The sequence below is a fragment of the Brevibacterium sp. FAM 24630 genome (genome assembly GCF_049804075.1).
Taxonomy (GTDB): Bacteria; Actinomycetota; Actinomycetes; order Actinomycetales; family Brevibacteriaceae; genus Brevibacterium.
In genome coordinates this window covers 61,804-86,639 of the sequence record NZ_JBNBZD010000010.1, presented here as the reverse complement: position 1 = coordinate 86,639, position 24,836 = coordinate 61,804, and the positions used below count along the sequence as shown (strand labels likewise).

General features: G+C 68.4%; 23 protein-coding genes. 4 read left to right on the top strand and 19 right to left on the bottom strand.

From position 1 onward, the window contains the following. Positions 1 to 19: 19 nt before the first annotated feature. Entirely contained in the window at positions 20 to 532 is a 513-nt protein-coding gene (locus tag ACPUD7_RS09645; RefSeq protein WP_425119764.1) for a gluconokinase, read from the bottom strand. Between the two features lie 84 nt (positions 533 to 616). Between ACPUD7_RS09645 and gndA the strand changes: the two genes are divergently transcribed. Continuing rightward, entirely contained in the window at positions 617 to 2,200 is a 1,584-nt protein-coding gene (gene gndA, locus ACPUD7_RS09640; RefSeq protein WP_425119763.1) for an NADP-dependent phosphogluconate dehydrogenase, read from the top strand. A gap of 83 nt (positions 2,201 to 2,283) precedes the next feature. Continuing rightward, positions 2,284 to 3,426 carry an alanine--glyoxylate aminotransferase family protein gene (locus ACPUD7_RS09635; protein WP_425119762.1) on the top strand — a complete coding sequence of 381 codons (1,143 nt, stop codon included), beginning with the start codon at positions 2,284 to 2,286 and terminating at the stop codon, positions 3,424 to 3,426. Between the two features lie 166 nt (positions 3,427 to 3,592). Here ACPUD7_RS09635 and ACPUD7_RS09630 read toward each other — a convergent pair whose 3' ends face one another. From ACPUD7_RS09630 to ACPUD7_RS09615, 4 genes are all read right to left on the bottom strand, one after another. Continuing rightward, a complete protein-coding gene (locus tag ACPUD7_RS09630; RefSeq protein WP_425119761.1) occupies positions 3,593 to 4,642 on the bottom strand; it encodes a homocysteine S-methyltransferase family protein in 1,050 nt (349 codons plus the stop codon). Positions 4,643 to 4,880: 238 nt separating this feature from the next. Continuing rightward, positions 4,881 to 6,380 carry an acyltransferase family protein gene (locus ACPUD7_RS09625; RefSeq protein ID WP_425119760.1) on the bottom strand — a complete coding sequence of 500 codons (1,500 nt, stop codon included), beginning with the start codon at positions 6,378 to 6,380 and terminating at the stop codon, positions 4,881 to 4,883. Positions 6,381 to 6,428: 48 nt separating this feature from the next. Next, positions 6,429 to 6,779: a TraR/DksA family transcriptional regulator gene (locus ACPUD7_RS09620; protein WP_425119759.1), complete on the bottom strand. Its 351-nt coding sequence runs from the start codon at positions 6,777 to 6,779 to the stop codon at positions 6,429 to 6,431. Continuing rightward, positions 6,780 to 8,216 (bottom strand): ABC-F family ATP-binding cassette domain-containing protein, encoded by a 1,437-nt coding sequence (locus ACPUD7_RS09615; protein WP_425119758.1) that lies wholly within the window; start codon positions 8,214 to 8,216, stop codon positions 6,780 to 6,782. Between ACPUD7_RS09615 and ACPUD7_RS09610 the strand changes: the two genes are divergently transcribed. Further along, positions 8,210 to 9,772 (top strand): recombinase family protein, encoded by a 1,563-nt coding sequence (locus ACPUD7_RS09610; protein ID WP_135540166.1) that lies wholly within the window; start codon positions 8,210 to 8,212, stop codon positions 9,770 to 9,772. The two genes, ACPUD7_RS09615 and ACPUD7_RS09610, sit on opposite strands and share 7 nt — an antisense overlap. A gap of 108 nt (positions 9,773 to 9,880) precedes the next feature. Here the strand turns inward: ACPUD7_RS09610 and ACPUD7_RS09605 are convergent, their stop codons facing one another. The 4 genes from ACPUD7_RS09605 to ACPUD7_RS09590 all read right to left on the bottom strand — a co-directional run bounded on the left by ACPUD7_RS09605 (position 9,881) and on the right by ACPUD7_RS09590 (position 13,469). Further along, positions 9,881 to 10,498, bottom strand: a complete 618-nt coding sequence (locus tag ACPUD7_RS09605) for a hypothetical protein (RefSeq protein WP_135540163.1) — start codon at positions 10,496 to 10,498, stop codon at positions 9,881 to 9,883. Positions 10,499 to 10,515: 17 nt separating this feature from the next. Beyond that, a complete protein-coding gene (locus ACPUD7_RS09600) occupies positions 10,516 to 11,091 on the bottom strand; it encodes a single-stranded DNA-binding protein (protein ID WP_135540162.1) in 576 nt (191 codons plus the stop codon). An 87-nt stretch (positions 11,092 to 11,178) separates the two neighbouring features. Further along, complete coding sequence (locus tag ACPUD7_RS09595) at positions 11,179 to 12,963, bottom strand: TraM recognition domain-containing protein (RefSeq protein WP_425119757.1); 1,785 nt, start codon at positions 12,961 to 12,963, stop codon at positions 11,179 to 11,181. Beyond that, positions 12,960 to 13,469, bottom strand: coding sequence for a hypothetical protein (locus ACPUD7_RS09590; RefSeq protein WP_425119756.1), 510 nt, complete (start codon positions 13,467 to 13,469; stop codon positions 12,960 to 12,962). Before ACPUD7_RS09590 ends, ACPUD7_RS09595 begins: the two co-directional genes overlap by 4 nt. Positions 13,470 to 13,585: 116 nt before the next feature. Between ACPUD7_RS09590 and ACPUD7_RS09585 the strand changes: the two genes are divergently transcribed. Next, the gene (locus ACPUD7_RS09585) at positions 13,586 to 13,951 is read left to right on the top strand and encodes a hypothetical protein (RefSeq protein ID WP_135540156.1); all 366 of its coding nucleotides are present in this window, start codon (positions 13,586 to 13,588) and stop codon (positions 13,949 to 13,951) included. A gap of 113 nt (positions 13,952 to 14,064) precedes the next feature. On the opposite strand, the gene ACPUD7_RS09580 is transcribed toward ACPUD7_RS09585, so the two are convergent. The 10 genes from ACPUD7_RS09580 to ACPUD7_RS09535 form a co-directional block, all read right to left on the bottom strand. Beyond that, positions 14,065 to 15,549, bottom strand: coding sequence for an ATP-binding protein (locus ACPUD7_RS09580; RefSeq protein ID WP_135540154.1), 1,485 nt, complete (start codon positions 15,547 to 15,549; stop codon positions 14,065 to 14,067). A 120-nt stretch (positions 15,550 to 15,669) separates the two neighbouring features. Then, on the bottom strand, positions 15,670 to 16,620 hold the full coding sequence (locus ACPUD7_RS09575) for a hypothetical protein (RefSeq protein ID WP_167854427.1): 951 nt from the start codon (positions 16,618 to 16,620) through the stop codon (positions 15,670 to 15,672). Positions 16,621 to 16,681: 61 nt separating this feature from the next. Continuing rightward, the gene (locus ACPUD7_RS09570; RefSeq protein WP_425119755.1) at positions 16,682 to 18,163 is read right to left on the bottom strand and encodes a PrgI family protein; all 1,482 of its coding nucleotides are present in this window, start codon (positions 18,161 to 18,163) and stop codon (positions 16,682 to 16,684) included. Positions 18,164 to 18,168: 5 nt separating this feature from the next. Further along, a complete protein-coding gene (locus ACPUD7_RS09565; RefSeq protein WP_205683351.1) occupies positions 18,169 to 19,605 on the bottom strand; it encodes a conjugal transfer protein TrbL in 1,437 nt (478 codons plus the stop codon). A gap of 41 nt (positions 19,606 to 19,646) precedes the next feature. After that, the gene (locus ACPUD7_RS09560) at positions 19,647 to 19,973 is read right to left on the bottom strand and encodes a DUF6112 family protein (RefSeq protein ID WP_135540150.1); all 327 of its coding nucleotides are present in this window, start codon (positions 19,971 to 19,973) and stop codon (positions 19,647 to 19,649) included. 130 nt (positions 19,974 to 20,103) lie between these two features. Continuing rightward, positions 20,104 to 20,370 carry a DUF6112 family protein gene (locus ACPUD7_RS09555; protein ID WP_135540148.1) on the bottom strand — a complete coding sequence of 89 codons (267 nt, stop codon included), beginning with the start codon at positions 20,368 to 20,370 and terminating at the stop codon, positions 20,104 to 20,106. Beyond that, a complete protein-coding gene (locus ACPUD7_RS09550) occupies positions 20,370 to 22,019 on the bottom strand; it encodes a M23 family metallopeptidase (RefSeq protein WP_135540146.1) in 1,650 nt (549 codons plus the stop codon). The genes ACPUD7_RS09555 and ACPUD7_RS09550 overlap by 1 nt, the downstream gene beginning before the upstream one ends. A gap of 23 nt (positions 22,020 to 22,042) precedes the next feature. Beyond that, on the bottom strand, positions 22,043 to 22,723 hold the full coding sequence (locus tag ACPUD7_RS09545) for a hypothetical protein (protein ID WP_135540144.1): 681 nt from the start codon (positions 22,721 to 22,723) through the stop codon (positions 22,043 to 22,045). 60 nt (positions 22,724 to 22,783) lie between these two features. Further along, positions 22,784 to 23,872, bottom strand: coding sequence for a ParB N-terminal domain-containing protein (locus ACPUD7_RS09540; protein WP_135540142.1), 1,089 nt, complete (start codon positions 23,870 to 23,872; stop codon positions 22,784 to 22,786). A gap of 31 nt (positions 23,873 to 23,903) precedes the next feature. After that, positions 23,904 to 24,773: a hypothetical protein gene (locus tag ACPUD7_RS09535; protein ID WP_425119754.1), complete on the bottom strand. Its 870-nt coding sequence runs from the start codon at positions 24,771 to 24,773 to the stop codon at positions 23,904 to 23,906. Positions 24,774 to 24,836: the final 63 nt, after the last annotated feature.

Here is a 24,836-nt window from a genome sequence, read left to right as displayed (position 1 = left end):
TGGACAGTGGGCGGGCAGTTCACGGTCTCAACCGTGCGATGCTGTCGAGGATCGAATGGAGAACCTCGGGAATCGGACGGTCGACGTCGACGGTGGCATGGGACTCCTCGGCGCTGAGCGGTTCGAGGGTGGCCAGCTGGGAGTCGAGCAGATCCGGGGACATGAACTCGTGATCACGGCAGGCCAGGTGGGCGGCGATGACATCACGCGGTCCGTCGAGGTGGATGAACACGAGCGCGGGTGCCGAGGCGCGCAGCAGGTCCCGGTAGGTGCGTTTGAGGGCGGAGCAGGCGATGACCGGGGCCGGGGTGCGGGCGGCTTCGACAGCGACGGCATCCAGCCACGGTCCGCGATCGGCGTCGGTCAGCGGCACACCCGAGGCCATCTTCGCTTTGTTAGCCGCGGAGTGGAGATCGTCGGCATCGACGAATCTGCGGTCGAGAGCCTGCGCCACCTGCGCGCCGAGGACGGTTTTTCCGGTTCCCGAGACACCCATGATGACGAGCGGCGGAAGGAAAGGGTGATGACCCATGTCCGAAACCTCTCGATAAAATATGAAGAAATATCTATAATCGACTATTAAAACAGATTTATTGCACCGTAGTGCTGGTGGCGAGTGACTGTCAACACCGTCGCCTCCCGAGGAAGGGGAATGCTCATGAAGGCCGATGTCGCAGTGATCGGGACCGGTGTGATGGGGTCGAATCTGGCCCGGAACCTCGCCCGCCGGTCGGGTCGACGGGTCGCGATCTACGACCGTGACGTCGACCGTGCCCGCACCGTGGCCGCTGAATTCCCCGAAGCCGATCTCCTCGTCGCTGCGGATCCGGCCGATCTGGCCGGCAAGCTCGCCGAACCGCGTGTGGCGATCCTCATGGTCAATGCCGGAGGGGCCACGGATTCGGCGATCGGTGACCTCGCCGAGGTGTTCGCTGCCGGCGACATCATCGTCGACGGCGGCAATTCCCACTTCCAGGACACGATCGCCCGGGGCCGACGGCTGCAGGGTACGGGCATCGAATTCGCCGGGGTCGGGATCTCCGGCGGAGAGGTCGGTGCCCTTCTCGGGCCCTCGCTCATGGTGGGCGGATCGGATGCCGCGTGGCAGCGCCTGCGGCCGCTGCTCGAACCGATCGCCGCCAGCGTCGCAACCGCCAGCGTCGCAACCGCCAGCGTCGAAACCGCCAGCGTCGAAACCGCTGGTGCCGAACCTGCAGGTGCGAAGAGCCATGCCTGCGTCGCTCACATCGGAGAGGACGGTGCCGGTCACTTCGTGAAAATGGTCCACAACGGCATCGAATACGCGGACATGCAGCTCATCGCCGAAGCCTTCACCCTCCTGCGCGACGGGCTCGGGATGGCCCCGGCGAAGATCGCCGAGGTGTTCGAGGACTGGAACACCGGGGAACTCGAGTCCTACCTCATCGAGATCACCGCCGAGGTCCTCGCCCACGTCGATGCGGACACGGGCCGGCCCTTCGTCGACATCGTCGCCGATGCCGCGAAGGCCAAGGGCACCGGTGCATGGACCGGGCAGACCGGGTTCGACCTCGGGGTGCCGGTCCCCACCATCGCCGAGGCGGTCTTCTCCCGTTCGCTGTCATCGGCCGCGGATCTGCGCGCTGAGGGAGTCCGGCTGGCCGGGCCCCGTCCCGGGACCACCACCCCGGCGACGAACACCAGTGCTTCGACCGTCGCTGCCTCGAACGATCGTGCCGCGCGCATCGAGGAGATCGGCGAAGGCCTGCTGCTGGGCAAGGTGATGGCCTATGTGCAGGGCTTCCACGAGATCACCGCCGGCGCGCGCGAGCACGGGTGGAACATCGACCTCGGTGAGCTCGCCGGGATCTGGCGGGCCGGATGCATCATCCGAGCGCGCCTGCTCGACCGCATCGTTGAGGCCTTCGGCACCGCGAACCCGCCGGCGACCCTGCTCGATTCGGACTATGTGCGCGAGGTCGCCGGCCGCTGCCAAGACTCCCTGCGCGGCACCGTCGTCCAGGCCATCGAGCGCGGCATCGCCGTGCCCGGTCTCGCCTCGACCCTGTCCTACTATGACGGGCTGCGCACCGAAGGCGGCAGCGCCGCTCTCATCCAGGCTCAGCGCGATCGCTTCGGTTCGCACACCTATGCACGCACCGACCGGGACGGCACGTTCCACACGCTGTGGTCGGGCGACCGCAGCGAAATCGAGATCTGACCGGCCGCCTCGGCGAGGGTCTGAGGAGTCTCAATGAGCGAGGACGGTGGCCCGAATGGCGGACTTGTGGCTATGTTAGGCATATGACTTTGCCACACGAAGATGTTGACCCAGACGGCCTGCTCGAATACTCGGTGGTCTTCACCGACCGATCGCTCAACCACATGTCGAAGCGGTTCGTATCCGTGATGCAGGAGATCAACCGGATCCTGCGCTCGGCCTACGACGCCGAATCCGTCGCCATCGTCCCCGGCGGCGGCAGCTACGCGATGGAATCCGTGGCCCGCCAGGTGGCGACCGGGAAGAAGGCGCTGATCGTGCGCAACGGTCTCTTCTCCTTCCGTTGGTCGCAGATCCTCGACGCCGGTGCCATCGCGTCGGAGACGACCGTGCTCAGGGCCTCCCCGGACACCGAGGCCCACCAGTCGCCGTGGTCACCGGCGCCCATCGACGAGGTGGTCGCGGCCATCGAGGCAGAGAAGCCCGATGTCGTGTTCGCTCCCCACGTCGAGACCGCTTCGGGCATGATCCTGCCCGACGACTACCTCCGCCGGGTCTCCGAAGCCGTGCACAAGGCCGGCGGAATCTTCGTCCTCGACTGCATCGCCTCGGGTGCGGTGTGGGCCTCGATGACCGACCTCGGCGTCGACGTGCTCATCAGCGCCCCGCAGAAGGGGTGGAGCGGATCCCCGTGCGCCGGCTACGTCATGCTCAGCTCCGCCGGCCGTGCCGCCGTCGAAGCCTCGACGTCGACGAGCTTCGCCATGGACCTGAAGAAGTGGCTGTTCATCGCCGACGAGTACGAAGAGGGCCGCGCGCCCTACCATGCGACGATGCCCACCGATGCGCTGGCACACAACGCGAAGCTCATGGCCGAGAGCGAAGAGCGCGGCTTCGACAAGCTCGCCGCCGCACAGAACGAACTCGGTGAACGGGTGCGCGCCGTCTTCGCCGCACGCGGACTGCCCTCGGTTGCGGCACCGGAGTTCGCCTCGCCCAGTGTCGTCGTCGTCCACACCGACAACCCGAAGCTCGCCACCGGCGCCAGCTTCAAGGAAGTCGGCGTCCAGATCGCCGCGGGCGTGCCGCTGCAGTGCGATGAGCCCGAGGACTTCTCGAGCTTCCGCATCGGCCTGTTCGGACTCGACAAGCTCGGCGACATCGACGGCACCATCGCCCGCCTCGAGGCCGCTCTCGACTCGATCGGTGTGACCGCCGAAGCCTGACCGCCTCGGCACGACGGACCGCCTCGGCGGGTGAGACCGCATCCCTCACCGCCGTCGGCACGATCCTGCAGCTCGCCGCACGACATACATTCAGCGCCATCTCCTCCCGTTGCAACGAGAGGAGATGGCGCTGACTGTATGTGGAGCCGCTGACGGTGAGGGATGCTCAGGCGGTGTCACCGAGGGCGACGACGTTGTCGGCCAGGCGCTCATTGTCTCCGTACATGAAATGGTTGGCCATGTTCTCCGAGAAGCGGCTGGCATCGGTGCTCAGCCCGACCGCCTCGGCGACCTCACGGATGTGCATCGGGGTCGCGCCGCAGCACACGCCGATGTAGTTGACACCGAGATCGTAGGACTCCTTGGCGAAGGCACCGATCTCGTAGCGGTTGGTCTGGAGCGGATCGAGCGCGGTGGGGAACGTGCGCCCGTGTGGGGAGGGCACCTCGGCGCGCGGATCGGAGAGGTTGAAGAACGTCGGTTCGTCCTCCGTGGTGCGGTAGGGGATCGGCAGGGCGCCGACGTGACAGGACACGGCCGAGCGGATCTCCCTCAGCCACGGCAGCATCGTGACGGGACCGCGGAAGCAGTTGAGGCCGACGACGTCGACGCCGAGCTGTTCGAGCCGCTGCGCGGTCTCGACGATCCCGACCCCGTCGGCCATCTCCTGGAAGGCCATCGGGGCGAGCGTGAGGACGACGGGCAGGCCGCTGGCCTTGGCGGTCTCGGCGGCGGCGATGGCCTCACCGGCGAAGTAGAAGGTCTCGCCGATGATGAGGTCGGCACCTTCCTCGACCGCCCAGGCGACCATTTCGGCGAACATCGCCCGCACCTCGGCCTGCTTGGACTCGTCGGCGGGGTCCCAGATGTTCGAGTTCGAAATGTTGCCGGCCATGAAGTTCCCGGGCTTGGCGTCGGCTACCGACCGGGCGATCTGGAGGGCGGCGCGGTTGAGCGGTTCGAGCAGATCTTCCTTGCCGATCACGCGCATCTTCTCGCGGTGCCCGTTGTAGGTGAAGGCCTCGACGATGTCGGAGCCGGCGCGCTGGAAGTCGACGTGGAGAGAGCGCAGGGCATCGGGGAATTCGAGGGCCACCTCGGGGACGAACTCGCCGGCGGAGAGGTATCCGCGCTTCTCGAGCTCGAAGAGGAAGCCTTCGGCGCAGATCACGGGGCCGGCGTCGAGGCGTTGGGTCAGGGCGTTGGTCGCGGTCATGGGAACTCCGAATCGATGGTGGGGGATCGTCCACGTCCGGGCGGCGACCCGAACTCTGGTATCACACCATCAACCGCCTCTGCGGCGTGTGTCACATCGACATATTCCGACGTCCGACGACCCGAAACGTCAATGAACATGGTCCCCACGCCGAGGCGGGGCTGCCCTCGCCGAGGCGGTGCCGCCCTCCCGATGACCGCGGAGTTCGCGTGATCGGTGGGTTCACGGCACCCGGCGCTCAGCGGTCGTCGTCCGGAGGGGTGCTGAGATAGACGGGCAGGCGGCGGTAGCGCACGGCACGCTGGGCGGTGCCGGCGGGGACTTCCTGCGTGGATTCGTAGGTTGCGTTGTTCTGCGGAACCTGGTGCGAGCCCGGCAGCCGATACTGCTCGGCTCCGGCGGGAGGGGAGACCTCCTGATACACGTGCGGCTGCCCGTCGTGCTGTCCCGGCTGATGGTCAGAGCCGGGGAAGTGCTGAACGGGGGACTGTTCGAAACCGACCGAATGCGCATAGCCGGTGCCCGGCTGAGGCTGGAGGCCGAGGCCCTGCCGGTCCGGTCCGTCGCCCTCGCTGTAGGCGTCGCCCGGGTAGCTGCCGTAGGCGGCCGCGCCCTGATCGGCACCCTCGAGGTGAGCGCCGCTGTGACCGGCACCCTCGAGGGAGGCCCCGCCGTGACCAGCACCGGCACCGGCACCAACACTGGAACCGGCAGAATCACTGCGGCCGGTGCGCTCCGACTTCGGTCGCAGGAACGGGAAAGGTGCGAGGATCAGTGCCGTCGCGGTCGAGGCGTACCAGCGCAGGGCGCGTTCGAACGGAGTCCACGCGAGCACGCCCGTCCACACCACGGCCAGGGCCAGGCAGATGAGCAGGACGAAGGCGTCGTGGAGGACATCGCGGCTGCCGTCGAGGACCGGTTGGAGACCGCGGACGACGAAGCCGTGGAGGACGTAGACGGCCAAGCTGTGCTTGCCGATCATGGCGATGGTGTCCTCGGTGTTGCTCAGCCACGACAGCAGCGCCAGGGTCATGAGCACGGCACCGATGTCCATGATGAGACGCAGACCCACACCTTCGGGGACGCTGACATGGAAGTGGGCGAAGTTGAGGCTGCCGTAGAACCACTTGTAGTCGATCTGGTCGAAGTAGAAGTAGCCGATCGTGGCCAGGGCGGCGGCGCTGAAGCCGATCTTCTGCCACATCGCCAGCCCTCCGGCCCATTCGATGATCTGCTTGCCGTAGAGCTTGCCGATGACGAAGAAGGGCCAGAACGCCATCGTTCGTGCCGCGGAGAGTTCGGTGTCGAGGATCGGCAGCATCCCGCCGAAGAGTCCCAGAACCAGGGAGGCGACGAGCATCGTGCGGGGGAAGCGTTCGATGAAGGGGACCGTGATCATCCACCAGGCCATGGACAGCAGGAACCACGTGTACCAGAACGGGGTGAGGAAGCTGTAGTCCGGATCGAGCCCGAAGAGCCACATCCACGCCCACATCAGCGGCAGCACCGACGCGAGCAGGACGAAGTAGGTGAGCACCCGTTCCGCCAACCTGTTCGACTTCGCCGTGATCCCGGCGAGGAAGACGAACGCCGGCATGTGGAACGAGTAGATGAGGTACATCGGTGCGCCCAGGATCGGCGACTCCCACGGGGAGGTGCGCGCTAAAAGGTGGCCGAGGACCACCGTGAAGATGAGGATCCCCTTGGCGCGGTCGATGCGATAATCACGGGAAGACACGCCGATACATTACCGCACATGACTCGATAACGGGAAAGGTCGAGGCTCTCAGCCGCGTGCGGCGCAATCGACGCATTTCGCCGCGTAGGGGCGGATCTCCAGTCGCGCCTCGGCGATGGGTCCACCGCAGTCGACGCAGGTGGCGAACGTGCCGGCATCGAGCCGAGCGAATGCCTCGGCGATCTCCTCGAGGCGGTTCTGCGACTGCTCGAGAAGCGTCGCAGCCTGCGATCGTTCGAAGGCCAGCGTCGCCCCCTCCGGGTCGTGTTCGTCGTCGCTGTTGTCGCCTTCGCGCGCTGCCGAGACCTCGTCGATGCCCTGCGTCAGCCGGCCGATGAGCGCGAGCGCATCGGCCCGTTCGGCCTCGAGCAGTTCGCGCATCTTCTCCCGGTCGACCACTCAGTCCTCCAGCGCTTCGGTGGTCTCGAGCCAGCGCAGTTCGAGCTCGTCGAGTTCGTCTTGGAGCTCGCGCAGCCGAGCCGTGAGCGCGGCCAGACCTTCGAAGTCCGTCTGGTCGTGCGCGGCCATCTCCTCGTGCTTCTGCGCGACCTGACCGCTGAGCTTGTCCATCCGCCGTTCGATCGACGAGAGCTCCTTCTTCGCCGCGCGGGCCTCGGCACCGGTGAGTTTCGCCGAGGAGCCCGACCCCTCCGTCGCCGAGGCGGCCCCACCGGAACCGGTCCCGCCGGCTCCCGATGCGGCCCCGTTCGAGGCCGATCCCGAACCGCTCGCACCACCGGTGCGGGCCTGCTCGGCCCGCAGCCGCAGGTACTCCTCGACGCCTCCGGGGACATGACGCAGCCCCTGATCGAGGATCGCGTACTGCTGGTCGGTGACACGTTCGAGCAGGTAGCGGTCGTGGGAGACGACGATGAGGGTGCCCGGCCAGGAATCGAGGAGATCCTCCATCGCCGCGAGCATGTCCGAATCCACATCGTTCGTCGGCTCGTCGAGGATGATGACATTCGGTTCTGCCATGAGCAGCAGCAGAAGCTGGAGGCGGCGTTTCTGCCCGCCGGAGAGCTCCTTGACCCGAGCGGAGAGATGCTCTTTGGCGAAGCCGAGTCGCTCGAGCAGCTGGGCCGGTGTGTAGTCCTTGCCTTCGATGGTGAAGTTCGTCTTCGACTCCGCGAGGACCTCACGCACCCGGGACTCCGCAATCCGGGCGAGATCCTTGAACTGCTGGTCGAGGACGCCGACCTGGACGGTCTTGCCGCGCTTGACCCGACCGGAATCGGGCTCGACCTCTCCGGAGATGAGATTGAGCAGCGTCGACTTGCCGGCACCGTTGGGCCCGAGGATGCCGGTGCGCTCACCGGGGCCGATGCGCCATGTGACCTCATCGAGGATGACGTCGTCGCCGAAACTCTTGGACACGTCGAGGAGGTCGACGACATCCTTGCCCAGACGCGCGGTGGCCATCTTCTTCAGCTCGATGGGATTGCGCACCTCGGGGACATCGGCGATGAGCTGATTGGCCGCCTCGATGCGGAACTTCGGCTTCGAGGTCCGGGCCGGAGCGCCGCGACGCAGCCACGCGAGTTCCTTGCGCATGAGGTTCTGACGTTTGGCCTCTGTGGCCGCGGCGATCCGATCGCGTTCGACGCGCTGAAGGACATAGGCGGCATACCCGCCTTCGAAGGGTTCGACGATGCGGTCGTGGACCTCCCAGGTCTTCGAGCACACCTCGTCGAGGAACCACCGGTCGTGGGTGACCAGCAGCAGAGCACCGGCATTCTTCGGCCACCGGTTCTTCATGTGCCGCGCCAGCCAGGCGATGCCGTCGACGTCGAGGTGGTTCGTCGGCTCACCCAGCAATTCGATGGCAGATGCCAAGGGAGCACCTGTCAGTCATGGAGACGCAATCACTTACCCGACCGCCTGCCTCCGAGGTCAACGCGCTCATCTACACGCGAGCCTCGATGGATCGCCATTACCTCATGCGATCGACCGATGACCAAGAGACGGACTGCCGTGCCTGGTGCGCTCAGGAGAAGTGGGGAGTCGCGAAGGTCATCACCGATGCCAACCGGTCCGCGTCGAGGTGGCGCACCCGCGAACGCGAGGGTTTCGAGGAGGCCTTGCAACTGATCGCGTCGAAGGAGTACGACGCGTTCGTGACGTGGGAGCCCTCGCGTGCGGGCCGTGAGCTGCTGGCCTACGTGCAGCTGCGCGCCGCCTGCCAGGAGGCGGGGGTTCTGTATCTGACCAAGGGCCGCGTCTACGATTTCTCGCGCCACGATGACAGCTTCATGATGGGGCTGGAGTTCCTGAGCGCCGAGAAGGATGCGGCGATCATCCGTGACCGGCAGTTGCGCACAGTGCGGCTGAACGCGCAGAAGGGTCGCCCGCACGGGCGGCTCCCTTACGGGTACCGGAGGGTCTACGACGAGCAGACGCGTGCTCTCGTGCGTCAGGAGATCGACCCGGAGAAGGCCGCGATCATCGTCTCAGCGGTTGACGAGATCCTCGATGGCGGGTCGATCAACCAGATCGTGACTCGCCTCAATCGGGCGGGCGTGCCCACGCCGATGAAGCCGACTTCTGAGCACTCGCGTGGTTGGACAACCGCCACGATCCGGCAGATCATCAAGAGCCCCACGATCGCCGGGCTGCGCATGTACCAGGGCGAGGTGATCGGCGAGGCGGACTGGCCCGCGATCATCCCGATGAAGAAGTGGGAGAAGGTCAATCATCTCCTCGATGACCGGGCCCGGCGCACCCGCTATGTTCCCGAGGACAACCCCAGCCATCCGCGCTGGCTGCTGACGTTCGTCGCGAGGTGCGGGTACTGCCTGCATCCGCTGGTGCGGATTCACGGGACGAAAGTACGCAGGCGCACCGGGTTGCGCTCTGACAACTACAGCTGCGGACGCCCCGGCTGCCGCAGGGTCAGCATCGACATGCGCAACACCGACGCCTATGTCACGGGCGTGCTGCTGGGATGGTTGTCGAAGCCGGAGAGCTTGGCGGTGATCGTCGGCCCGGAGGAGGACTGGAATGAACGGGTCCGCGAGGCCGAGGAGCATGCCGCTGCGCTGCGTGCGCGGCTTGACGAGGCGGCGAGTGAGTACGCCGAGGGTCGGATCAGCATGTCGATGCTCACCAGCATCGAACGCAGGCTTGTTCCGGAGATCGAGCGTGCGGCGAAGGCTGCGGTTCCTCCCGTGACCGACAAGGGGCTGCTCTCGTTCATTCAGGAGAGCGACCTGGAGGCGGCGTGGGAGCGTCTTGAGCTGGTCGAGAAGCGGCGGTTGCTGAAGATGCTGCTGGATATTCGTGTGGAGAAGGCCACCCAGGTGGGGCCGTTCTTCAATCCGGACCGGATCAAGATCACGCCTCGCTACTCGGTTCCCGAGACGTATCAGTGGAAGCGAGCAGAATCGTCCTGACCGCTGCGCCCTGTCGCTCGGTCGGCGGCAGGAACGATGCGCCGAGCTCTCGCCCCTGCTCACGAAGCCGCGAGAGCTCGGCGTTCACGTCTTGTGCTGTCGTGGTGCTCACGGCAGTTCCCCGGTTCGTGCGTCGGCGCCGGCGTAGAAGGCGTCTTCGGCGGCGCGGCGTTCGGCGACCTGTTCGGCGACGTACTCGACGAAGTCGCGGTCGCGGTCGGCGACGAACACGTCCTCCACAGGGTCGGCGGGGTCCTCGCCGGGCCAGGTCGTCTGCCTCGTGGGTCGGTCGCGGTCCAGGCGTGTGCCGGAGGCGGCGACCCATTCGCGCAGCCGCTGTCGAGCGTCGGCGAAGTCGCGGTGCCAGCCGAACGGGGCGGAGCCGGTCTGCTCGGGGTGGTAGGCGCAGAGCCAGTGCAGATGCAGGCTGCTGAGTTCCCACAGCAGTTCGTCGTGTCGGTGCCAGAACGGCGGGATCACGCTGGCGGGGAGCCCGTAGGTGCGGCGGATGGTCTCGACCCACCGGTTGAGCGCGTACCACTCCTTTTCGAGCTCGTCGGCGCGCAGCAGATACCAGTTCACCGGATGCGGCGGGCCGGGTTCTTCCTCCTCCTCACCGTCATATCCCTCCTCGTCGTACTCGTCGTCGAGGTCGAGGTCGTCATCGGGGGTCTCGTCGGTCTGCGGCCGGTCAGGATCGGTCTGGTTGAACGTCGGTTCGGTCATGATCGTGGCTCCCTTCCTCACAGGCCCATCGCCGGCGGCTGCCGATCTGACCGGTGCTCCGGCGGGGCGAACGCGGCCGGTGCCTCACGCTCGGGCGTCTGACGCTCGGCTGCCTGCGGCTGTGCGGGGGTCTCGCCTCCGGCGAGTCGGCGTGAAGCGGCCTCGCGTTCGGCGGCGGGGCGCTGGGCCTGCTCGCGGCGTGGGGTGCGGTCGACCTCGTAGTCGGTGTGGGCCATGTTGTGACCGAACGCGGTGGCGACGAACCGCTGCTTCATCTGCCCCGTGCTCTTGCTGCGGTAGTCCTCCATGCGCCCCTCGGCGATGAAGAAGTCGTTCTTTTCATAGTTCTTGTACGCACGGACGGCGACGCCCTTGTAGGCCACGAGATCGTGATAGGTGTTCGGCAGCCGCGTGTAGGTGCCGTCGTCCTCGTAGCGCCAGTGGCGCTGCTCGACCTTCGCGTAGAACTTCGCCTTGCCCGTCTGCGTGGTGCCCAGAGTCGGCTCGGATGTGATGCGACCTTTGAAGGACTCGCGCACATCCGCCTGCGGCTCGGGCTCCCGGCCTGGTCCAGGGTGTTCTTGTTCGGCCATCGTGCTGCTCCTGTCTGATGGGGACGGTCACAGGTGGTGTCGTCCGCTGTGCCAGCCAGGTGCACGACGGCGATCCGATCCGACCTGTCAGGGGCGGTCGGGGCGGCGCAGCAGAGACTCGATCTCTTCGCGATCCGCTTTCAACCGCGCGGCATCTGGGTGGGCCGGCCAGGCGCGCAGGTCGGTCACGATGGGCGGAGCAGCGCGCAGCAGGGTGACCGCGGTGCCGAAAGCGAGGGTGCGGATGCGGTCTGGCGGGAAGATCGCCACTCGGCGCACCGACCGCTGGTTCTGGCGGGTGCCGTGATCGCCCAAGGTGACGCTGTCGGTGTACTCATCCCGCTCGCCGATCAAGGTGCTCAGGTCCTGGAGGTCTTTGGAGCTGGAGGCGCCACCGAGGATGATCTTCACGATGCTCGCATCCCAGATCGCGTTGGCCTGGTTCTCGTTCCACCGGTCGCGAGCCTGCGCGAGCGACTGCAAGACCGGCATGCAGGTGATCCCCGTGCCGCCTCCTTCCGCCATCAAGATCGGCAACGAGGGCAGCGGGGCGAGGTTCGCGATCTCGTCCAGGGCAAGCAGCAGCGGCGGGTCCAGCCTCGCACCGGGCGACCGGGCGGCGATCCGGCGGGCGGTCTCCACGAGGTCTTCGACCAGCGCCGCCACCAGTGCCGCGCTGGCTCCGGCTCCGGCGCCGGTGGCCAGAAGGAACAGGGTGCCTTTGTCGCGGATGAACCTCTCGGGGTCGAAGTCCTCACCGGGGCCGGGACTGACCGCGTCGAGCACCCTGGGGTCGGCCAGGGCTCCGAGCGCCAAGGAGACGCCTTGCCAGATCGAGTCGCGGGTCCTGGGGTCGGCATCGATCATCGATTCCAGCGAGTCCGCCCACCCGGTCGCCGCATCGGGTGAGTTGGTGAGGATCGCGACAGCCTCCGCCGCGGCGGAGGGATCGAGCGTCCAGCGGAACAGTTCGGCCGGTGAGCGGCCATCCAGGGCCGCAGCGTGCAGGAGGGCCTGGAGCGCGGTGCGGGTCTTGCCTTCCCAGAACCCACCGGACTCGACCCCGCCAGCCGAGAGACCGGTGGCCGAGGCGAGACCGGTGGCGCGGATCATCGCGGTGAGCGGATCGTGACAGCCACGGATGGGTGACCAGCGCATCCCCGCCGGCAATCCCTCGGCGAGATGCTGGGGGTCGAACACCGCGACCGGCCCGACGCGTTTGCGGGCGCGCAGACAGGCAGTGAGGTTGTCGGGGCGGGTGCTGGTGACCACGGCCGCGCCGGGCGCATCGAGGATCGCGGGGATCACGATGTGCAGGCCCTTGCCGCTTCGGGGCGGTCCGATGAGCAGAATCGAGTCTTCCACCGATGCCCAGACCTCCCGGCCCCGGCTGGTGCCGATCCGGTAGCCCACGTCTGCCGGCTCGGGCTTGTCCAGCGAGGGCCGCAGGTTCCGGGCGCGTTTCAGTAGAGCCGTCGAGGAAGCGGTGGCAGCGACCTCGTGGCGGGTCGCGATGCCGGCGGTGGTGTGCGGGTCGGTCGAGGCTTTGCGCGCATGCCTTCGCAGCCGCATCCAGACCCAGCAGCCCCCGGCGACCAGGCCGGCAAGCAGCACCGCGGCCACGGCCCAGTACGCGAACGGATGCAACCCTGGGGCATCGAGCGCGCCGGCGGGATCGCCCGGCCGGAACAGCACCCCGATCCCGGCGGCAGGCCCGGCCGCCGGTTGCGCCACGCCGGTGAGGAACGTCGCCACCGACCCGGCGCCGCGCAGGACGAGCGCGAGGCCGAACACCCCGACCAGGGCAATCATCGCGGCGTTGGTCAGCTCGTCGCCGAAGCTGCCGGTCTGCCGGCCCTGCGGGGTACTCATGGCAGCCTCCGGGTCACGACGGTGCCGGAGATGCGCCCGACCAGCACCACCTCACCGACCCCTTTGACCTGCTTCGGTTCAAGGACGGCGCGGGCGGTGCCGTGCGGGGTGGCGTCGGTGTGCGAGACGATGACGCAGCAGGCCACGTCCTCGCCGGCGACGAATCCCTCGCCGGTGATCTCGATGAGCGCAGGCGACGCCGGCTTGTCCTTCTTCCGCTTCGGCGCGGGCTCGGCTGCCGGCTCGGGGCGGGGTGACCGGGCCGGGAGGAGTTCGGTGAAGCTCGTGCCGTCGGCCTCGTGCACCTCGACCCGCACCGGCACGGTGCGCTCATCGCTGGCGTGGTCGATGATCTGCGGGAACGACGCCCGCACCCATGCCCCCTCCTCGGGCAGGTACGAGGCGCCGTCGATGGTGACGGTCATCGACCCGTCGGTCTGGATGTCGAGGATCACGGTGCGCATCGATACCGGCGCAGACTCGGGCTGGGTGGCGTGTCGTCTCATGCCGCCCAGGTGCACCGCCCGCGCCCGCGCATGCCGCCCCCAGGCTGGGCATCGCGCTGGACGCGATCCTACCGGGCCACTACCCGGTGGGCGTTGATCGTCCTAGAGTCGAAGTCATGGACGTCGCAACGACCCGAGACGAGGAAGTAGCCCGCACTCTGGCCAGCAGGGCGTTCTCCCGGCACATGGCCTTCGACGCCATCGGTTCAGTCGACGCCGAAGCGATGGACCTGATCCGGCAGGCTGTCCTCCGCGCCTGGGAACAGGCGGGCTCCCCGCCTGGCGCGCTCCGCCGGGCTGCGGTCCTCAGCGCGGAGCTTCCCCGATTGATCGCCGAGAACCAGGCTCCCGCCGATCTGGAGACCGAGGGCATCTCCCGCGAGCGGGAGACCGTCGTCGCCGAACAGGCCTCCGCGCTTCTCGCCGTACTCGCAGCCGAGATCGACCCGGCACCCGCTCACGATTCGCCGCCGCCGCGATAGCCGGCCCCGGCAAGTGAGAAAGCACCTTCCCCGAACATCCGCTTTCGACTAGTCTGTCAACATCATCGACCGCAGAAATTTCCCGCCGAAACCTTCAGAAATAGCGCGAACTTTTAGCTTTTCTCGACCATACGTCTGGTGGTGTCGAAGAGCTCGTATTCGGCCGGGTGGAGCTGGTGCTGAACGACGAAGGATCGGTCCTTGATCCGCCACAGCCCTTGCCCGGTGCCCAGCGTCGGCAGCAGTTCGCGTTCGGTGCCGGTGAGTCCGAGGGTCTTGGCGGTGGTGCCGAGCTGGTCGGACTCCTGCCGGTAGATGATCCTCGACTCCGCATTGGCGAGCAGGGAGTTGGCGAGCGATCTCATGGCCGATCCCTGGTCGCCGACGTTCTCCAGGTCGGTGAGCTTGTGGAAGATCAGCATGTTGCTGATGCCGTAGGCGCGGGCAAGCCTCCAGTGCGCATCCATCCTTTTCAACAGCGCCGGCTCGCTCATCAGCCGCCAGGCTTCGTCGTAGATGCACCAGCGCTGCCCGCCGTTCGGGTCCAGCAGCGCCGACTCCATCCACGCGCTCGAACAGGTCATCAGCACCGATACGAGGGTGGAGTTCTCCGTGACGCGGGAAAGATCGAGAGAGACCATCGGCAGCGTCGGATCGAACACCTCCGTGCTGGGGCCGTCGAATAACCCGGACAGATCACCGGCGACGAGTCGGCGCAGCGCGTGGCCCACGATCCGTCCGTCCTCGGCCAGGCGCCCGTCGGGGTCGTTGGAGGGGTGCAGCAGATGGTTGACGACCATCGGCAGGATCGGCACCGTGTTCTCACGCACGGTCTCGGTCAAAGCGGTGTCGATCGCGGTGTGCTCTAACGGTGACATCGATCGGGCCAGCACCGTCTCCGTCAACGCTCCGATCAGATCGCGGCGGCGTGATGCGACGGTGGTTTCCCATTCGGCGTCGCTGAGCCCGCTGGGCCGGTATCCCTCATCGAGCGGGTTGAGCCTGGTGGGCAGGCCGTGGCCGAGCTGGATCGCCCGGCCTCCGACCGCTCGGGCGATCTCGGTGTGCTCGCCCTTCGGATCACCGGGCACATACACGCGCCGGCCGAATGGCAGGCTCCTGGTGTAGAGCGACTTCGCCAGCGAGGACTTCCCCGAACCGACGATGCCGGCGAGCACCAGGTTCGGGGCGGTGATGACCCCGGCCTGGTACAGCACCCACGGGTCGTAGACGAAGCTTCCTCCCGAGTAGAGGTCTTGGCCGACGAACACGCCCGCAGCACCGAGGCCGCCTTCGGCGAGGAACGGGTACTGTGCCGCGAGCGTTGCGGAGGTGTCCTGGTGCCGCGGCAGCCGGAACCGGACCGGCGATCTCAGCGCGGCCGGGCCGGGCTCTCCCGCGGCGGGCAGGTACCGGGTGGCCCTGCGTTCGGCACGCTCGGCGGCGGTTTTGGCTTTCGCCTCGGCCATCTCCTGCCGCTTCTGCTCGGCCTGGAGCTTCGCGGCGGCCTGGCGGCGCTGCTTGCGCAGCCGGCGCCGCTCCGCTGCCGGAGCGACCAGCACCGCGGTATGCAGACGTTCCTTTTCGTATGTGGGCATCGGCGACCTTCCCAGACGGGTGCGAACACGGTGATGCGGCCAAGGTGCACCAGGCCGACCCCGGAACGCGGCGATGCCGCCGACCCGCTGGGGATCGACGGCACCACGAACCGGGGTGACTCAGAGGCCGAGGCCGCGATCGCGTTTGACGGCCGCGACTCCGGGATGGGCGAACCAGGACCCGTCCGTCTCCGGCATCGGCGGCTCGCCTTTCGCCGTGTGCGCGGGCCTCTGGTGCCCGCGGGCGACGGGATCGCGAGGCCCAGTGGCCCGTCTTGATAGCGCCGCTGCGGCACCGGTCGCCGCGCCGGCACCCATCGCGGCTCCTGCGCCTGCCGCGCCACCGGCGACACCGCCTGCACCCTGGGCCGGGGCGGTCGGTGCGGGCGCGGGGGTCTCGGCGTCGAGGCTGTCTTCGGGCGGGATCGGGTGGCGGCGGTAGAGGCCGACATGCCCCATGTCGGGGTTGTAGGTCATCGTGTACTCGCCCGAGGTCGCCTCTTTGTCGAGCGCGGCCACCGGTGGCGTGTCGTAGACGTAGCCGTTCTCCATCGCCGCGTCCGTGGTCTCGGCGCCGTAGTCGTAACCGGCCAGGTGCTCGATCGCGGCGTCGGGGCCGTCACGGTCGATCAGCCACAGCACCTCGTCAGCCTCGCCGCCTTGGAGGAACACGACGTTCACCCACCGCGACACCGGGGCCTCCGCCTGAACCGCGTCCACGGCGGCGGGGTGCCAGGCGATGCGTCCGGCAGCCTGCGAGGCGGCGTTCAGCCGCTCCTCGGCCAGGCCGAGCACGCGGGCGGCTCGGCTCAGCTCGACCGCGGTCTCGCTGGCGTCACGAACGCCGGCGGCCTGGTCGCCGTGATCGTCGAAGGCCCGGCCGTCGGGCTCGGCATGGATGCGGGCGAGCTGGTCGAGGACCTGCTCGAACCGGCGGGCCGCGGCAAGCAGGTCGCCGATCACCCCGTAAGCGTCTTCGGGGTGGGTGAAGTCGCGGCTGGCGTGGGCCAGGCCGCGTAGCGCCTCCGATGCTTCGCTGGCGTCGGCGACAGGGTCGTAGAACGTGGGCATGACGGGCCTCCCGGATGATGAACGGTCACGGATGCCCAGCAGGTGCACCCCGGCGACCGGGTCAGATGCGGCGGGCCAGGGGCAGGGCGGCGGCGGTGAACGCCGCGGCCTGCTGCCCGACCAGCCGCCTGGTCTCGCAGGAGGCCTGGATCGCGGCCTGCTCGACCGCCGAGACCGCCGCGTCCAGCTCCTCGGTCGTCGGCGCGGAGACGGCGATGAGTCCGGAAGGACGCAGCACCCCGTGTCCGGCGGTCAGATCGGCCTCCTGTTGCAGCACGTCTTCGTATTCGGCGGTCTGGCTCGCGTCCTCGATCTGACCGATCCGTCGCCGCTGTGCCGCGTCGGAGATGTGCTCCACTTTCTTCTTGCGGATGTCGCGGGCGGCCTGATCGGTGCGCATCGGGGTGTAGAGCAGCGACAGCGCCCGTCCGATCCCGGAGGAGAGCACCAGCGGGGCCAGGAATCCTGGGAAGACCAGCGAGCGGGGCCACTCGCTGATCCAGAGCACGACGTGACGAGCCGAATCGGTGCGCAGGCTCGTCCAGGACTCGTTCACCGCCACCGGTCCGGCCGTCGCCAAAGACTGACCGAGCTCGCCGTGGCGCTCCAGCGTGGCCGCGACCGCAGGATCGTAGGCGCTGCGAAGGGTCACCGCGATCTGGCCCGGTGTCAGCCACCCGGTCGGGGTGAGGTCCGCGGACCGTAGCGCGGCGGTCAGGGTGCCCATCTCCTGCCGCAGCACCCCGGCGGCCCCGCGCAGGCCACCGCCGGCGGTCCGGATCTGACGGGCGGCGGCCTTCATGTCCAGCGACAGCGAGATGGTGGTCGCATGACGTTCCCCGGCGGGGCCGGCCCGGTCGATGAGTTCTTGGTAGGTGGTCGAGGCCCACGAGTCATCCTGCGTGCCGTGGGCGGCCCACCACTCCGCTAAGCCGGTGCCCGAGTCCGGCAGGGTCCTCTCCAGCACTTGGAGGGTCGCGATCCGCCCCGACCGGCACACGGTCGCCAGCACCCGCCCCCAGGACGTGACCCGGCGATGCTGCTCGGCCGGGTCCAGCAGCACGAACGCGGGATGCCGTACCTGGCACACCACCGTCAACGTGCCCTGATGGGGGTCGTGGATCATCCCGGCTCCCGTCTCGGGGTCCAGATGTTCGCGCAGCCTGGCCATGTCGCCGGGCAGCGCGAGCGTTCCCGCCGGCCGGGGCGCCACGATCCGGCGCCGATACAGCAGCTGGCCGCCCGTGGTGCGCCAGAGCCACCAGCCGGCCACGGGTATCCATTCCACGAGCGGACGGCCCGCGATGCGCATCCAGGTCAGCACGATCGAGAGCATCCAGACCGGTGCGGTGTAGGCGATAAGCATCCCGCCGCCGGCGTAGAACGCGCCCACCAGGGCCAGGACGCCCACGCCCAGGGCCGCGAGCTGCGAGGCGGACAGTCCCAACAACACGCCGCGGCGCGTCAAGCGGGAGAACTTCACCGGCACCAACTCGGTGCCCGTGCTCGTGCCGGCGTCCTCGATGCTGTGTTTTGTGCTCACAGGTCTCACTCCTTCCCGCCCGCCGGCGGCTTAGCGTCACCGCCGGCTGGAGGCGGGTTCGGGCCAGACGGGGCGTGGGGCTGCGGATTCTGATGCGGGGGCGCCTGCGAGGCAGGCGACCCACCGCTGCCGCCGCCACTGCTGTCGGTGTTCTGGTTGGCGCCGTCGGTGGCGGCCTCGGCCTGAGAGCCGACGGCCTTCCCGGCCTCCGGGCCGGCGGTGGCGGCCTTCTTGGCGACCTCCGCGCCGATCACCACGGCCGCGGCGGGTCCTGCTGCGGCCCCGGCTCCGGCGGCAGAACCACCAGCGCCCGCGCCCGCCCCTGCGCCGGCTCCCGCGCCGGCGCCGCCGCCGGGAGGTGGTGGGGTGCCGCCACCCCCTCCGCCACCGGGCGGGGGCGGGTTCCCGCCGCCTCCACCGCCGCCGGGTGGGGGCGGATCGTCACCGCCGCCTCCGCCTCCCTTGTTGTTGCCGTCGTCGAGGACCTTCTTCGGTCCGTCGCCCTGCGGCTTGGCGGGGACCGGCACCGGCCGGTTCATCGCGTTCTTGGCTTCTTGTTCGCTCCCCATGGCGTTGTAGAGGTCGAAGCCGAGGAACGCGATGACGCGGTATACCATGTACGGGGCGAACGCGGCGATCGCGAGCATCACGATCCCGGTGATCGGCTCGGTGATCGCGGTCAGGTCCGCCTCGATGGGGGTCGCCATCTGGGTGATCGCGATGAGGAACACCACGACCAGCACGAGCTTGCTGATGATCAGGGCGAGGACGAACGCGGCCCATTTGCCGATCCACCCGCGGGTGGCATCCCACGCCGCCCCCGCGAACGCCAAAGGCGCGAGCACGATGGCGATCAGCAGCAGCGCCTTTCTGATCAGCAAGCTGAACCAGACGATCGCGATCGCGGCGACCATCAGCCCGCCCAGGAAGATCGTGACGATCGCGCCGACGCCGGGGGCGGAGACGTTGATGGCGGTCAGCCCGGCGGCCAGCAGGATGATCTTGTCGCCCATCGACTCGGTGGTCTCCCCGGCGGCCTGGACGATCCCGGTGGTCAGCTGATCGGTGATCTCCAGTGCGAGGGCGGCCAGGGTGATGACCACGAACGATCCGAGCACGGCTTTCCCCGCCCCGAGTGCCGCCCGGCTCAGGGCGATGGGGTCTCGGCGGATCAGGCCGAGGATGAGCTGGAAGCAGAAGAAGATCAGGATGATGAACACCCCGATCCCGAACAGCAGGTTGTAGACGGACACGTAGCCGTCTTGGGTGACATCGACCATCGTGGTGGTGTCGAACACCGTCCACATCGCCTCCAGTAGCCAACCCGCCGCCCCGCCGACGGCTTGGGCGAACCAGTCGAACGGTGCAGAGATCAGCGACGCAGCGGCCTCACCGGCGGAATCGCAGACATTGGAGATGACGGGGATATCGCACAGCGCCATCGCAAACCTCCCTTACAGAGCAGGGTCGACGCGAGTCGGTTTCAGACGCTTTGGCCGACGTTCCAGAAGAAATTGATCAATGTGACGCTCGCGCCGCAGATCACCGCCGCACCGCAGGAGATCAGAACGCCGATCTTTCCCCTCCCGCTCAAATGCGGATTCGAGGAATTGGAGCCGAAACCCCACACGATCGCGGAGACGATCAATGCCAAGACGCTGAGAATCAGGCCGACGGTCATGATCGCGCCGACGATGGTGCGCAGTTGGTCGATTCCGGGTAGCCCCGAGTCATTGGGGTTGATGTCGATCTCGGCCGGGATGACCGGCACGAGGCTGGCGGCTTCGGTGACGAGGGTCAGGATGGTCATGGCAGGGCGCTCCTTTGTGGCTACGGCGAGAGAGGGGTTCTCGCGATCAGGTGCACCCGCCTTCCCAGACACGCAGAAGCGCCCGCCCCCGGCGAGCCGGGAAGGAGCGCGATGCCGCCAAGTGGCGGGGTCAGAGCTGCTGGCCGACGCCGATGAGCCAGTTCATCCACGCGACCCCGCCGCCGGCGAGGATCGCCGCCCCCAGGGCGACGAGCACGCCGGTGCGGGACTTGCCGGCGGCGGCGTAGTTCCCCGTCGAGGAGGCGATGGCCCAGATGATGCCCGATACGATGAGCATCAGCACCGCGATCACCAGCACGAACGTCAACAATGCTCCGATGACCTCTTCCAGGTCACCGATCCCGGCCAGGCCCTCGAAATCGGGGAAAACGCCCATCAGGAATCACCGCCCGAATCAGCGACGGTCACATGGAGGTGGTCTTCATGACGGGTCGTGATATCGGTGCCGTGGGCGTAGTCGCGCCACCCTTCCGAATCGCGGGCGAGGGACCAGATCTTGTCCTGCCAGATGAGATAGTCCACCCCGAGGGCCTCGGCATGGTCTTTCATCCAATTCGTGACCTCCCATCCGTATTCGAGCTGCTGTGGGGTGGGCATCTGGCCGATGGCATTGCCGAAAGCCAGGTCGCACGCCCGCCCGAGCGGATGCTCCGAGACCGTGCCGGGGCGGGGTGAGTAGCAGGCCCACGTCGTCTCGGGGAACGCCGCGGCCGTCTGCTCATACAGGTGGAGGGTGCGGCGGGTGATCTGCCCGTCCGTGGTCGGGTCATCGACCAGCTCGTCCGGGTTCTCGCCCTCGAACGGGTCCGGCTCGCCGCCCTGGCCGCCCTCGCCCTCTGGGTCGCAGCCGTTCTCGGGTGGGCCGACCTCGGCCTCGGGCAGATCGGCGGCGTCGTTGGCGTTGAGCCACTGCGCCGGGTCGATGTGCTCCCCGTCGGTGCCGCCGTCGCGGACCTCGAAATGCAGGTGGGGGCCGGTGGACATGCCCGAGCTGCCGACATCAGCGATGTGCTGCCCGGCCGTCACCTGGTCGCCGGCAGCGACATGGATGCCATCGGCCCAGGAATGGATGTACGCCGTCGCCACGGTCGCGCCGTCGATCTGGTGCTCGATGACGACCTGCCCGCCCCACTGGTCGGAGTATTCGGCGACGGTCACCGTTCCATCCGCGGCCGCCAGGATCGCGGTGCCGTCGGGGGCCGAGAAGTCCGTTCCCGTATGGAAGGACTGCTCCCCGGTGATCGGGTGGGTGCGCGGCCCGAACTCGTCGGTGAGCACCCAGGTGCCTTCCGGCAACGGGAACACCACCCGCGAGGACTCCGCCAACGGGTTCGCCGGCGCGGCCTGCGCGACCGGGGTGGCCGTGGCGGGACCGCCGGCGCCGGCGAGGGCGGCGATGATCTGTTCGGCGACGGGCTCGTAGTTGTCGTACCTGTCCGGGTACGCGGAGACTTCCACGCTCTGCGCCGCTTCGCCTTTGCCCATGTCCTGCCAACCGGGAATGTTCAGCAGACCGCGCGGCGAGGGATGATTCGGCCCGGTCGGGCCGCCGAAGAAGGCCTCCGCCTGGTAGGTCGTGTCCATGAGCTCTTCGACCGAGCCCCATCCGGCCTGTGGCCGCATCTGGAACAGGCCCAAGGAGTCGTTGTCGCTGCCGTCGCCGTCGTTGGGGTAATCCGCCGACTCCGGGTAGACGCTGGTGTTGGACAGCTGTCGCAGCGTCGATTCGGTCAGCGCCGCCATCAGCGCGATGATGATCCCGTCGCGCCCGACCCCCTCGATGCCCGAGCCGGTCTCGATGATCGTGGCCGCGTGGGTCAGCTGCTGCTGGTTCAGGGTGAACGTCTCCCCGTCGCGGGTTTCCACGTCGAGCTCGTCGGGGACCTCTCCGACGATGATGTTCCCGCCAGGGACGGTGCACGTCGCGGTGGCGGCGGGGTTCATCAGCAGCCCGATCCCCACCAGCGACATGAACGGTGCGGCGAGCACCAGCGCGAGCAGGGCGATGGCGAGCTTCTTCAACACGACGACACTCCTCTCCTTCCGGGTCAGCGCAGGGGGTTGTCCAGCTCGGACAGCCGCAGCAGATGGCAGGTGTCGTAGGCGGGCTCACAGATCACAAACACGGTGAACCTCACCTCGTGCTCGCTGGTGACGTCCTCGTCGTTCCAGACCCCGGCTCGGTGACGGACGCCCTCGATCGTGATCGCCGTGGTGCCCTGGGTCAGTTGCCCCGGTCGCGCCTGCGCCTCGGCGTCCGCCCACGCCTCGGGCACGAACGAGTCGGTGATCTCCAGGTGCTGGGTGGTGGCGTACTGGCGCAGATCGCCCCATGTCTCCCGCGTGGGCAGGTAGGTGGCGATATCGGAGGCCAGCCCGGCCTGCTCGGTGCCGGTCGGGTCGGCGACCTCCATCAGCACCGCGGTGTAGTCCAGCGGCATGAACCCCGCCCCGGTATCCCACGCGAACAACGCTTCGGCGACGTTGCGGGCGAACACGTCCGGGTCGCTGCTGGCTCGCACCGGGGCGATCCGCTCGGGATAGGCGGGAGGAGGCTCTGAGGGCGCGGTCGCCGCCGGCGCATCGTCGTCGTCGGAGGGCGGCCCGGTTCGTGGCCCCAAGATCAGCCCGTAGACGCCGATCCCGGCGAGGAGCAGGACGGTCAGACCGGCAGCCAGCAGCACGATCAGACGCTGACGTGAGTGAGAGTCGGCAGAGGTAGTCTTCATGCCGCCCAGGTGCACCGGCCCTACCCCACGCGACAGTGGCGCCGGGCGAGAGTCCGCGATCTAGAGGGCGCGAAGATGCCGCCGCGAGGGCACGGTCTCGCCTGTGGTCTCGGTCTCGGCAGTGGTCTCGGTCTCGACAGACCCGCCGCCGGGACCGGCATCGGTGCTGTCCTCGACGTGCCCTGCCTCGGCTTGTCCGGTGTCGGTGGTGAGGAGGGTGCGCAGGCGGGCGGCGAACGCGGCCGTGCCTTCGGCTACATCCAGGAAGATCGTGGCCTGCTCCTCTGTGAGCTCTCCGGCGAGCTCGCCTGCGTCGTAGTGGTTCCACCATCCGGTCAACGAGGTCCAGGTCTGCACGAACGCGGCCACCGGCCACCGCCCCGGCACCTGCGCGGGCACCGCGGAGCCGGGCTTCTTCCGAGGTTTGCCCTCTCCTGAGGTCGTGACGCGGGCGACGGCGTCGGCGGCCATCGCGTGCAGCTCGGCTTGCCGGGCCTGCTCAGCCTCCGCCGCCGCGGCGCGCACCCGCTGGTAGGCCGGGTCGACCGGCCCGCCGGCCTCGATCTGCGCCAGGGCGGCGGCTGCCTGCTCCCGCAGCGGCTCGGGCTGCTGCGGGTCGTCGGCGATGCGCTGGACCTGGCTGATCTTCTCCAACGTCGCATGCGAGGCACCGCCGGGGATCATCGCCGCCGCCTGCTCGCGAGCCTTGCCTGCCGGCCCGTTCGACGGTGGTGCAAATTTTGCACCACCGTCACTTCCGGGCTGATGATCGGCGCTGAACTGGGAGGCGGCCTGCCGCCGGGCGGCGTCTTCGGCCATCAACTGCTTGAGCTCCCGGTAGAGGGCGGCGGCCTCGAGCTGGGTCAGCGGCTTGCGGTGCAGGTTCTCGTCCTGCTCGGCCAGCAGGTGCCCGAGCCTGTCCGAGAGGCCCGAGCGCACCCAGACGCTCACCTTCCGCCAGCCCAGCCGGCGGATCGCCTCCAGCCGGCGCCGCCCGCACACCAGCACCCCCTCGGGGGTCACGGTGATCGGCTGCAACAGGCCGTGCTCGTGGATCGAGGCCGCCAGCGCCTCGATCTCGCCGAGGTCGGTGCGGTGTCGGGCACCGACCTGGATCGAATCGACCGTGCGTTCCAGCTCGATACCCATTACCGCTCACCCCCGATCCTTCCTTGTTGTGTTACTTCCGGCGCTTGGGCGCGGCCAGGCAGATCGTCAGCACGAGGTCGTCATCGCACAGCAGCATCGGCAGCGACTCGCCGATCAGCAGCCGCAGCAGCACACCCCGGCCCGCGCTGGTCGCCGCCAGCGCCGGGTGCGGGTTGCCCAGCAGCGCTTTGAGAAGCCCCGTCCACGACCGGCCTGGCAGATCGAGAAAGGCGCGGGCATGCTTGTCGCGGCGCAGGTTCTCGTAGGCGGTGTGCCTGGCCCCGGCTTTCGCCAGCGCTGCGCAGATGTGCTCCACCGACGCCCGCGCGGTTGCCGGCTCCCAGCCGAGCATCGTCACCAGAGCGATCGCGTCCTTCACCGCCGAGCCAGCCGAGACGCATGATCGCGCCGACGCTGCCTCGCCGTGGTCGGCCTGATCCTCGGGTGCGGGGTCGGTGACCTGGAACGCCGGGTGATACTCCGACAGCGGCGTCTCCCGATCCGAGATGCGCTCGGCGTCGTGGAACGCGGAGATGTGCGGACGGCGAGCCTGATGCGTCGAGCACAGCAGCCCTTGGGCGCGTTCCTCGGCGATGCAGGTGATTCGCACCGCGTGGGTGACCACGCCCCACGGATCGACGGCCTCGCGGGCGGAGCGGGTGCGCATCACATCGAACGCCGCGGACGCGGCCTCCCACGGGTCCAACCCGTGCTTGCGGGCCAGCGCGCCGTATTTCTCCGCGGCGAACCGCATCAGCTCCCGGGCGAGGGTGTCGTGCTCCCACGCACCCTCCCCGGCCTGGTGGAGCCGTCGCAGCAGGGCGCGCAACCCGGCGCTGGTCGTGTAGTCCTCACCGCCGCCCTCATCCGGGGCGCTGGCGGTCATCGTTGGGGTCGTCATGGTTCAGGCACCTCCTGGCGAGCAGGTGCACGACCCCGCCCCACCGCGCGAAGCGCGGCCTGC